The sequence below is a fragment of the Arachidicoccus sp. genome, from assembly GCF_050436765.1.
In the GTDB taxonomy this organism is placed as follows: domain Bacteria; phylum Bacteroidota; class Bacteroidia; order Chitinophagales; family Chitinophagaceae; genus Arachidicoccus.
The window spans coordinates 33,409-44,608 of record NZ_JBNQGD010000249.1; the positions used below are offsets into that span (position 1 = coordinate 33,409).

At 37.2% G+C, this 11,200-nt stretch carries 10 protein-coding genes; 6 read left to right on the forward strand and 4 right to left on the reverse strand.

Features of this window, described 5'->3' with window-relative positions; genetic code table 11:
• Positions 1-22: 22 nt before the first annotated feature.
• Both ACQR30_RS11085 and priA read left to right on the forward strand, forming a co-directional pair.
• Positions 23-1,519 (forward strand): redoxin domain-containing protein, encoded by a 1,497-nt coding sequence (locus tag ACQR30_RS11085; protein ID WP_429735029.1) that lies wholly within the window; start codon positions 23-25, stop codon positions 1,517-1,519.
• A 329-nt stretch (positions 1,520-1,848) separates the two neighbouring features.
• Positions 1,849-4,338 carry a replication restart helicase PriA gene (gene priA, locus ACQR30_RS11090; protein ID WP_429735031.1) on the forward strand — a complete coding sequence of 830 codons (2,490 nt, stop codon included), beginning with the start codon at positions 1,849-1,851 and terminating at the stop codon, positions 4,336-4,338.
• Here the strand turns inward: priA and ACQR30_RS11095 are convergent.
• Complete coding sequence (locus ACQR30_RS11095) at positions 4,310-5,233, reverse strand: EamA family transporter (RefSeq protein WP_429735033.1); 924 nt, start codon at positions 5,231-5,233, stop codon at positions 4,310-4,312. The genes priA and ACQR30_RS11095 overlap by 29 nt on opposite strands.
• An 85-nt stretch (positions 5,234-5,318) precedes the next feature.
• Here ACQR30_RS11095 and ACQR30_RS11100 point away from each other — a divergent pair, with 85 nt between their 5' ends.
• Complete coding sequence (locus tag ACQR30_RS11100; RefSeq protein WP_429735035.1) at positions 5,319-5,708, forward strand: hypothetical protein; 390 nt, start codon at positions 5,319-5,321, stop codon at positions 5,706-5,708.
• Here the strand turns inward: ACQR30_RS11100 and aat are convergent.
• Together aat and ACQR30_RS11110 are read right to left on the reverse strand one after the other, a co-directional pair.
• Entirely contained in the window at positions 5,705-6,361 is a 657-nt protein-coding gene (gene aat / locus ACQR30_RS11105) for a leucyl/phenylalanyl-tRNA--protein transferase (RefSeq protein ID WP_429735037.1), read from the reverse strand. The genes ACQR30_RS11100 and aat overlap by 4 nt on opposite strands.
• Positions 6,362-6,383: 22 nt before the next feature.
• A complete protein-coding gene (locus tag ACQR30_RS11110; RefSeq protein ID WP_429735039.1) occupies positions 6,384-6,674 on the reverse strand; it encodes an ATP-dependent Clp protease adaptor ClpS in 291 nt (96 codons plus the stop codon).
• A 165-nt stretch (positions 6,675-6,839) separates the two neighbouring features.
• Between ACQR30_RS11110 and rlmN the strand changes: the two genes are divergently transcribed.
• From rlmN to ACQR30_RS11125, 3 genes are all read left to right on the forward strand, one after another.
• Positions 6,840-7,886, forward strand: coding sequence for a 23S rRNA (adenine(2503)-C(2))-methyltransferase RlmN (gene rlmN / locus ACQR30_RS11115; RefSeq protein WP_429735041.1), 1,047 nt, complete (start codon positions 6,840-6,842; stop codon positions 7,884-7,886).
• Positions 7,887-7,990: 104 nt separating this feature from the next.
• Entirely contained in the window at positions 7,991-9,301 is a 1,311-nt protein-coding gene (locus ACQR30_RS11120) for a pseudouridine synthase (protein ID WP_429735043.1), read from the forward strand.
• A 262-nt stretch (positions 9,302-9,563) separates the two neighbouring features.
• Positions 9,564-10,271, forward strand: coding sequence for an RluA family pseudouridine synthase (locus ACQR30_RS11125; RefSeq protein WP_429735046.1), 708 nt, complete (start codon positions 9,564-9,566; stop codon positions 10,269-10,271).
• A 290-nt stretch (positions 10,272-10,561) separates the two neighbouring features.
• On the opposite strand, the gene ACQR30_RS11130 is transcribed toward ACQR30_RS11125, so the two are convergent.
• Positions 10,562-11,200, reverse strand: a 639-nt coding sequence (locus tag ACQR30_RS11130) for a peroxiredoxin (RefSeq protein WP_429735048.1), incomplete at its 5' end; no start/stop codon positions are given.

Consider the following 11,200-nt stretch of genomic DNA (forward strand, 5'->3'; position numbering starts at 1 on the left):
TGTTTAATCGAAAAATAAAAAAATGAAGAAAAGTATTGGATTAGTAAAAACACCTCTTTTGTTGTTGACAATCTTTTCATGTTTAAGTGTGGTCAATGCGCAACACGTTAAAGATACGACGGCAAAATATTTAAATGAGCTAATAGCTTCAGATAAGCCACAAGACAAAGTAATACTTAACAATAAGCTTGAAGCGCTTGCGGCGAGTAATAAAGAAACAGATTTGAGATTGGCGCAGCAGATGTATTATCAATTAAATCTTGTAAGTAAGACGGATTCTTTGCAAAAAGTAGAGTTGATAAAATTTCCAAATGGAATTGCAGCAAGAAATAAAGATGCCCAAGTCATATTTGACGAAAAAGATGCTTCGAAAGCGGAGGCGCTCTATAAAAAATGGATAGCTAAATATCCGACTGCAAATTTCTCAGCTGAGGATCACGGTTATATTGAGTATGACTATGTAAGTTCATACATTGCCGAGTTATTCGCTCAGGATAAAAACTCCAGTAAAGTGAAACAATATAGTGATTCTTTAAAAGAAGATTTTTGGAAAGGAAATGCATATTCGGGTATTTCGGGGGCTTTCTATAAAAATGGGGATTTGACAAATGCCGAATTTTATGAAAACAAAGCAATGACGAGCGTTGAACCGTTTTTAAATGCTACCGATAATGCAGGCAAATTTGCCGCGTCAGGTTATAATGGTATTTGTAACACTTTGGCCAATATTTATTACGAAGAAAAGAAATATGATCAAGCTTTAGATCTGATGAACAAAATTTATAGGTTGCAAGCGGGGCAAGTCGGCATAGACGCAAATTATACCTTTGCAAAGTTGTTTATGCATCTTAATCGCAATCAAGAAGCATTTGATAAAATGACGCAGGTACTCAGTACAGGCAAAGCTACTCCCGAAATGATAGAGACTTATAAAAAGCTTTACCTCATAGTTAAGGGAAGCGACAAGGGGCTTACTGATCAATTGGCTTCTATTAGAAAACAAACACTAGACAACCTCAAGCAAACATTGGAAAAGGAAATAATGGATAAGCCTGCTCCGCAATTCACACTTACAGATATTAATGGCAAAGAGGTTTCTCTTAAACAGTACCTGGGGAAAACGGTGGTGTTAGATTTTTGGGCAACTTGGTGCGGCCCTTGCAAAAAGTCTTTTCCTGCAATGGAAATGGCACAGCATAAATATAAAAATAATCCTAACGTAAAATTCTTATTTATTCATACTTGGGAAAAAGATGATAATGCAATTGCAGAGGCAAAAGCATTTATTGAAAGTAAGCATTATGATTTTGAAGTACTGATGGATTTGAAGGACCCTAGAACAAAAATAAACAAGGTTGTAAGTAGCTTTGGTGTAAAAGGTATTCCGGCTAAATTTATTATTGATCCCAAAGGGAACATTAGGTTTCAGTTAACCGGGTTTGACGGTAGTAATGAAGCTGCAGTTGATGAAATTTCGATGATGATTGATATGGTATCAAATCATCATTCAGAAGGGTAAGCTTATAAGTGACTTCTAAAAGATGTGGTTGGTGAGAAATATTACCAATCACATCTTTTTTTATAGGGGCTGCCCAACCGACATTTAATAATGATTTTATTTTATAAATATTTTCGATTCCTTTGTATTGATCGCAGCATAAGATTAAGCGGGATCTAAGGATTTTGGTCCAAATCTCCATCATGCTTTTCTAAAACCATACTTTTCTTACATTGAGTATTTCAAAGGAAAATGAAATGTCGCCCTTAAAGAACGCTTCTCTCAAGCTGTAAAATTTAAAATAACCTGCTTGCCGCCTTCTGACATTATTATAATTATCTTCGCCACTGATGAGTATCGACGAAATAAATATAGATTTTAGGAATGGAGAAGAAACTGTTTACGCGGAAGTAATTGTGCCTTTATTTTTGCCTCAAAATTATACTTGGCAAATTCCACTTGAGTTTCAGCAGGCGGTAGTGCCCGGTATTCGTGTAGAGGTAGCCTTGCGCAATAAAAAATACACCGGTATCGTAAAGCGTATTTTCGAACAAAAGCCACAAGGATTTGATCCCAAGCCTATATTAAATGTGTTGGATGCTGAGCCATTGTTGTATGAAAAACAGTTGAAACTCTGGCAATGGATGGCACAATATTACCTATGTACGGAAGGGGATGTCATGCAAGCTGCTGTGCCTTCTAATTTTAAATTATCCAGCGAGAGTGTTTTGATTTGGAACGACGCCTTTGATGAAGAATATAACGGCTTTGATGATGAGGAGTTTTTAGTTTCTGAAGCGTTACAGCTAAAAAAAGAATTACGCTTATCTGAAGTGCAACAGATATTGGACGCAGCACATGTTTATCCTGTTATAAAAAGGTTGATCGAAAAACAAGTATGTTTTATTTGGGAAGAATTGAAGCAAAAATATAAAGAGAGAAAAGAAATTTTTGTAACGCTTCATCCAAATTATTACAAAGAAGAGAAACTGGAATTATTGTTGAATCAATGGAGTGGTGCACCCAAACAAATGGAATTGCTGTTGGCTTTTCTACATTTACAAAAGACGGAGGGCGAAGTAAGGCAACCTGAGTTGCTAAAAAAATCCGGAGCTACTGCTGCTCAGTTAAAAGCATTGGTCTGTAAAAATATTCTGTTGGCTGAAAAGCGATCTGTTACACGGATACAGTCAAGACCCAGGCAACTAAATATCGATTTTCAGTTATCTATTGCGCAACAAAATGCTTTGGAAGAAATTGAAAATGTATTCAAAGAAAAAAATGTTTGTTTATTGCACGGTGTCACGGCCAGTGGCAAAACACAATTGTATATCAGATTGATAGAAGCGCAATTACGACAGGGCAAACAGGCTCTGTTTATGTTACCGGAGATTGCGCTCACTGCACAGGTTATTCGTCGTATACAGCATCATTTTGGTGGTTATATCGCTGTTTATCATTCTAAATTTAATCCTAATGAAAGGGTGGAACTTTGGAATAAAGTAAAATCCGGCGATATAAAAATTGTGTTAGGGGCACGCTCATCTTTATTGCTGCCTTTTCAAAATTTAGGATTAATTATTGTCGACGAAGAACACGACCTGTCGTACAAACAGCAGGAGCCAGCGCCACGCTATAACGCAAGAGATACCGCAATTTTTTGCGCATCATTATTTCAAGATGCGAAAGTTCTGTTGGGAAGCGCAACACCTTCGATAGAAACCTATTTTAATTGCAAAAACAATAAATATGGGTTGGTCGAGTTGATGGAACGTTTCGAAAATGTGGCCATGCCGGAAATTATTTTAGAAGATATTACACATCTTCCCAAAGAAAATGGTGCACCTATTTTGTTGTCGCCTGCTTTGCAAACACTCATGCAACAGACATTAGAAAAGAAAAAACAAATCATTCTTTTCCAGAACAGACGTGGCTATTCACCTTATCAAATTTGTAATACCTGTGGTTGGATTCCACAATGTGAGAATTGTGCTGTTTCACTCACTTATCATAAAAGCAAAAACAGATTAAGTTGTCATTATTGTGGCACCGATTATCCGGTAGTAAATACTTGTATTGCCTGTGGTAGTCACAATTTTGTACGAAAGAAATTTGGTACCGAGCAAATAGAAGAAGCTGTTTCAGAAATATTTCTGGAGTCAAATATAGCACGCATGGACTATGATAGTTTGCGTGGAAAATACAGCCACGATGCATTGATAAAAATTTTTGAGCAACAAAAAATTGATATCCTTATTGGTACCCAAATGGTGGTGAAAGGTTTAGACTTTGAACATGTAAGTTTAGTGGGTATTTTAGATGCAGATGGCATGTTGAACTTCCCGGACTTTAGAGTCAACGAACGCGCTTTTCAATTAATGGAACAAGTAAGTGGAAGAGCGGGTCGTAAAGATGGAAAAGGGAAAGTTTTGGTGCAGGTTTCGAATCTTAATCATCCGGTTTTGCAGTTTGTGAAAATGCACGATTACAAAGCATTGTACAATTATGAAATAGAAAGTCGAAGACAGTTCGCTTATCCGCCATTTTCCCGTCTTATTAAAATAACTTTTAAACATAAAGAGCAGCATATTGCGGAAGAGGCGGCAACAATTATGGGAGCCGCACTAGCGAAGAATAAGCAAATAGAAGTTGTAGGTCCCGCTGAGCCGTTAGTGAACCGCGTGCGGGGTCAATATTTGTGTGAGCTCTTAATGAAAATGCCAAAGGATTCTAAAATTATTGCATTTTGCAGACGGCAAATTGTGCAACAGATAATCATACTACAATCGAACAAGAGATATGCCCGTGTTACTATTCTGCCCGACGTAGATCCATTGTAGCCATAGACCTGTCTTTTACATTAATGATGACTATTGATGAAAGAATGAGCAGTATTCCAATTACTTGCACATAGTCTACGTCTTCTTTTAGGATAAAATAAGCAAGAATTACTGCCGTTGGTAATTCAACAGAACTTAAAATACTACTTAAAGGAATTCCAATTCTAGGAATGGCGATGGCAAATAATATAGGTGGTAACACTGTGCCGAAAATAGCCAAGGGGAACCCCCATTGCATTACATTGCTGAAAGTTCCATTCCAAATAAAACTAGGTGGGAAAATAGCAAATACCATTATACACATGCCAATACTGATGATTGAACTTTTTTTTAACGAAGTAAAATGATTACCCACTCTGCCATTAGCGATGATAAATATTGCGTAAAATAAGCCACCCAGAAGTCCGTAAACAATACCTTCAATTGGCAAAGGGTGTATGCCTTCTTTATCTTTAAGCAACCCCGCTGCGAGTATAGTCCCAATTAAAATTAATCCGACACAAAGGATTTGTTTCTTATTCATAGATGATTTGAAGAATAGTTTTTCTATCAGCATGCTCATCCAAGTATATTGCATTAAAAGTATGATCGCAATGGAGGCAGGAATAAGATGAACACATTTGTAATAGCAAATGCTTATCAATCCTGATACGGCACCCGTAGCTAATAATTTTGCAATACTGTTTTTTTCTCTGGGCGCAGCTGGCGATTTATCTTTAGTAGCTTTTTTGTACATGACAATAAAAAACAACCATAAAATAATGGCACCAAACAACGCCTGTGCGCCCGAGATATCACCCAAAGTGTATCCTTTGCCATATTCAATTTTTACAATCGTCGAGAGTATTCCGAAACTGCAACCAGCCAATAAAATATAGAAACTGTTTTTAATCATCTTATAAAAATAGGTTGTAAATGTAGTTAAAAGTTTTACGTTTGTTTTTTTAATTAGATTTGCGATTCTAAAAAATCATTTTTGAATGAAATACTCTCAAACCTTAGGTATTGCTTTTTCATTTTTACTTATTGTAGCATGCTTTTTACCTTGGTGCAGTATAGCGAGTAAAAATATAGTAATATCTGGCATGGAAACCACAGGAACTGTATTAGGGAAACCGGGATATATGCATATTTTCTTTGCAGTATTTAGTATTTTATTCTTTTCTATTCCGAAAGTTTGGAGCAAACGAATAAATCTGGTCGTGATGGCTTTAAATTTTGCCTGGGCGATGCGCAATTATTTATTGATGTCCACCTGTTCCGCAGGCGATTGTCCGGAAAAAAAAATAGGTATTTATTTGGTGATTATTTCTTCTATCTTGATGTTTTTGATGGCTTTTCTGCCTAAAATAAAATTGAAAGAAGATTAATCGGCGAGGGGAATTAAATCCTTTAGAATGAGCTGAAACTCCTTCCTGTCAATCATTTCAGCCCCAAGGCTTTCAAGATGTACCGTATATACCTGACAATCTATAAGTGAAATATCTTGTTCAATTAATTGCTGTACCATCCGTATAAAAGCAAATTTACTGGCATTGGATACTTTGCTGAACATACTTTCACCAAAGAAAACTTTACCTATTTTTACACCATATAATCCACCCACTAGTTCACCCTTTTGCCAAGCTTCGCCACTAAAGGCGTATCCGTTTTTGTGAAGATGGATATATGCGTTTTTTACATCATCCGTAATCCAGGTGCCGTCCTGATCTGGGCGATTTACTTTTTGACAGTGTTGTATTACTTCCTGGAAGTTCTGATTATAAGTGAAGCGAAATGCGTCTTTTTTTATGAGGCTACGCATACTTTTACTCACCTTTAACTTTTGCGGAAAAAGTACAAATCTGGGATTGGGAGCCCACCAAAGAGGAATATCTTCTTCATACCAAGGAAAGATTCCGTTGCGATAGGCTAATAAAAGTCGTTGCTGGGAAAGGTCACCACCCATAGCGAGTAGTCCGTCGCTGAGTGCCTCCTCCACCGGTGGAAACCAAAGTTTTTTGGATAAAATATGTAGAGGCAAAATAAGGAAGTTAGATAAAGGATTAGCAAACCGTTGCTTCTACGGTGGCATTGATACCACGGTCTATAATATCATCGCACATAGGCCGCAAAATCTCGTAATCACCTTTCTTTACCGTATATTTTCCTTTCGTGTGGATAATATAAGCGCATTGTTCTGCTTGCTCTTGTGAGTGATTACATACATCTATCAAGGTTGCTATTACCCATTCAAAAGTATTTACTTCATCATTCCATACGATCAATTGCATGGGCCACGTTGTCGCTACCAAAACATCATTTTCTGCTTCTTGCTGTGGTTTTATACTTTCCATAAAAAGATTTTCGCTTTTCATACCACAAAGGTAAAATAATTTAATAAGGTAGAAAAGTGATTATAGGCCGAAATTTACGTGTCATTTAAAGTTGCAATAATGGCCAAGGCTTGCTCTTCCTTCATTAAATGCAAAATTATCAGAACATCAACCTACCTTTGTAGGATGAACCAATTGGAAAAGAAAAATATACGCCATTTTACATTGGCAGAATTAGAAGCGTATTTTTTAGAAATAGGCGAGAAGAAATTTCGCGCTAAGCAAGTATATGAGTGGATTTGGCAAAAATATGCCCGTAGTTTTGACGACATGTCTAATTTGGGAAAAGAACTAAGAGGACACCTAAGTCAATCTTTTTCACTGCCCGCCTTATCCATCGATGCCGTTCAAAATAGTATAGATGGCACTATAAAAAGCCGCTTCCGCACTTTTGATAAGCATTTGGTGGAAGGTGTACTCATTCCAACGGAAGAAAGAAAAACCGCTTGCGTTTCTTCGCAAATCGGTTGCAGTCTTACCTGTAAATTTTGTGCGACCGGATATATGGAACGTAAACGTAATTTGACATTCGATGAAATTTATGACCAGGTGGCGATTATCAATAAACAAAGTCTGGATACTTATCAACAAAAGTTGACCAATATCGTTTTTATGGGTATGGGAGAGCCTTTGCTCAATTATGCCAACATGATGAAGGCTATCGAAAGAATTTCAGCCACGGATGGTTTGGGCATGAGCCCAAAGCGTATTACTGTTTCTACGGCTGGAGTTGCTAAAATGATTACAAAATTGGCAGATGATGGAGCCAAATTTAAACTGGCACTCTCTTTACACGCCGCAACCGATAAGAAACGCAATGAGATAATGCCCATCAACGAAACGAATAATATTGGCGCACTTACAGATGCTTTGAATTATTATTACAAAAAAACCAAGCAACACGTAACCTTTGAATACATACTCTTTCAGAATTTTAATGAGAGCCTAAAGGATGCGGAGGATTTGGTAAAATTATATCGCCGCGTGCCAGCTGAATTGGTTAATATTATTGAATATAATCCAATCGATGATAGCAAATTTGCAAAACCGTCGGAAGACAGAGTTGAAGAGTTTATGAACTATTTGGAAAAGAATAAAGTAAATGCGCGTCTTCGTCGCAGTAGGGGAAAGGACATCGATGCGGCTTGCGGTCAATTAGCTAACAAAGGTTAAATTTTTTTATTGACAATTAAATTGAGTTATTAATTATTACTTGTTAAAAATGAATGAATTAGGTTTTAATTCTTCAACATTCAAACTTTCAAAAAAATATAAAGATGGGCAAAGAAGCTTTTGATAAATATATTAACCCTAAATCTAATGCAAAGGTTAAGGAGGAGTATCGACAGGAAAAAAGGAAAGCGAAAGCTGAAATGCGTAAGGCTGGTAATGAAATGCGCCGAATTAAAGCGGAAAAATTGCGTGGAGAAAAGCCCGATGAACTCCCTTTTGGTGGCAAAAATAAGTTTGGAAAACCTTATAATCGCCCAGATGGATATTATCGGAAACAAAATAAGACAGTCGGTGCTGCGCCAACCAATACTGCACATCCACTTGATTTAAAATCGGCCGCTTCAAAGACGAAAAATTACGGTGTCAAAAATGAACGTTTTGTTGAGGAAAAAAAAGGTTCTTCCGAAGCAATGCCTTTGAATAAATTTATTGCACATGCCGGTATTTGTGGCAGAAGAGAAGCGGCAGAGTTGGTGAAAGAAGGATTTGCTCAGGTAAATGGTGACGTGGTTTTTGAACCTGCTTTTAAGGTTTCGGAAAAGGATACTATTAAACTCAAAGGCAAAAAGTTAGAGTTACAAAGGAAGCTGGTTTATATTTTGATGAATAAACCAAAAGATCATATTACGACCACTAAAGATGAAAAAGGACGCAAAACTGTCATAGACCTTTTAAAGGGAGTAGATACGGACAGAGTATACCCCGTGGGCCGATTGGATAGAAATACTACCGGCGTTTTATTGCTTACAAACGATGGAGAACTGGCTCAGAAATTAACTCATCCTTCTTTTCAGATAAAGAAAATATATGAGGCATCTTTAGACAAACCATTGGCAAAGAAAGACGCCGAAGCTATTGCGACTGGATTAGTTCTGGAAGATGGTGAGATAAAAGCAGACGCTATTGGCTATACCGATGCAAAAGACAAAAGTATTGTTGGCATTGAAATACACAGCGGTAAGAATCGTATCGTGCGTCGAATTTTTGAGCATTTGGGCTATGAGGTAAAAAAATTGGATCGCGTAATGTTTGCCAATCTCACTAAGAAAAATGTAGATCGTGGTAAATGGCGTTACATGGCTGAAAAAGAAATTCGTTTATTGAAGCACATGAATGCTTCACAAACAAAAAATGCCCAGAATGTAACGAGAACGGATGAGACAAATGGCGCAAAAGATTATACAAAGGAAGTTAAGTATAGAACGAATACAAAAAAAACGAAGGAGACAAAAATAACGAGAGATACAAAGGAAGTTAACTACAGAGCTAATACAAAAAAAACGAAGGAAACAAAAAGGCCGATCGCTAATAAAAAAGTAGTAACAAAAAGAGCCATTCGAAAAGAAAAACTTTAAAGATTGTCCGGTTTAAACGTAGCATAAAAAGTTGTTTAAGGTTTCTCATTGAGAATGGGTAGGAGGGCCCGTTATTTTGACGCGCGTCATTTGGCTTTACCAGCCTATATTTTTTGTGCAGGCCGGTGTTTTAATGCCAATAAATATGGGTACAGCTTTGCCGCCCAGATGGCAATATTAGCCATTATGGTCTTTATTATGCAGGCCGTACAGATTAAGTGTTGGCAAAACAAATAGATAGAAAAACAGATAATAGATTTGAATGAAATTGAACATTGTATTTGAAAACGAGAATTTTATCGCTATAGCTAAACCTTCGGGAATGCTGAGCGTACCGGATCGTAAGCAATCAGAGCCTTCGTTAAAAGATTTTTTGAAACAGAAATATGGTGAAATTTTCACAGTTCATCGTTTAGACAAACATACCAGTGGCTTGATCCTTTTTGCTAAAAACAGTGAAACTCATAAACAGTTGTCGCAACTTTTTCAAGATCGTGCAATTGAAAAAGTATACGTGGGCATTGTACATGGAACTTTGCGTCCCGCTTCAGGAACCGTGAACGTGCCCATTATGGAACACCCGGCAAAGGATGGTAGGATGTTGGCGCATAGCAAAGGCAAACTCTCTGTTACCGATTATGAAACGATTGAGATATTTAAAAATTATTCATTAGTGCGATTTCAGATCCATACAGGCAGAACGCATCAGATAAGAATCCATGCACAATATCTTGGACAGTCCATTGTGGGTGATGAATTATATGGAGACGGCCGCGGTATCTATCTTTCGGCCATCAAAAAGAAATACAATCTTTCCAAGGATCAATGGGAGGAACGCCCAATTATGGGTAGGCTGGCTCTGCATTCCTCCAAAATGCAGTTTGAGTTATTGGGTGAACAATTCGTTTTGGAAGCGCCCTTATCTAAAGACTTTACAGCCACATTGGAGCAGTTAAGAAAAAATAATTAACTATTAGGGTATAAGACTTTTAATTCTGTAATGCGTTCTTATTATCTCTGATAGGAGGGAATTGTCTTGCAGATGCTACATAATGACGGCAATAAGTTGAAGAAAGGCTTGCATTAGTAATCAACGTTCATCGAATTTTACATGTCCCCTACAGGAAGACTCTTCTGAAATTTATCGCAAAACAAAAGCCCCGATAGAAATCGGGGCCGTAAGTACAATGTAATAACTAACTAAGAAAACCTTTATTTAAATTGAGTACAATACTTTGATTATAATACTCATTTAATATTTTATGGAGCTGGTGTAAAACGCAAATATGGTTTTACTTCTCTTACGCCTTTTGGAAATTTTGCCTTTGCATCTTCTGTAGATATTGCAGGAGAAATTACCACATCTTCACCTTGCTTCCAATCTGCAGGTGTAGAAAATCCTTGATTGGCGGTCAATTGCAAAGAGTCAATCACACGCAATACTTCTACGAAATTTCTTCCGGTAGATGCAGGATAGGTAATGATTAATTTTACTTTTTTATCTGGGCCAATGATTAACAATGAACGCACTGTTGCAGTTGCAATTGCGTTGGGGTGAATAAAGTCATACAAGTTAGAAACTTTACGATCTTCATCAGCTATAATTGGAAACTGTACGTTTACGTTTTGTGTTTCGTTGATATCGCTAATCCAACCTTTGTGGCTTTCAACACCATCTACACTTAATGCTAATACTTTTACACCACGTTTTGCAAATTCACTTTGAAAAGCAGCTGTTGCACCTAATTCAGTAGTACAAACGGGGGTATAATCTGCGGGGTGAGAAAACAAAACAGCCCAGCTGTCACCTAAGAATTCGTAAAAGTCGATATCTCCTTGGGATGTTTTCGCCTGGAAGTTGGGAGCTATATCCCCTAATTTTATAGACATATTTTTATC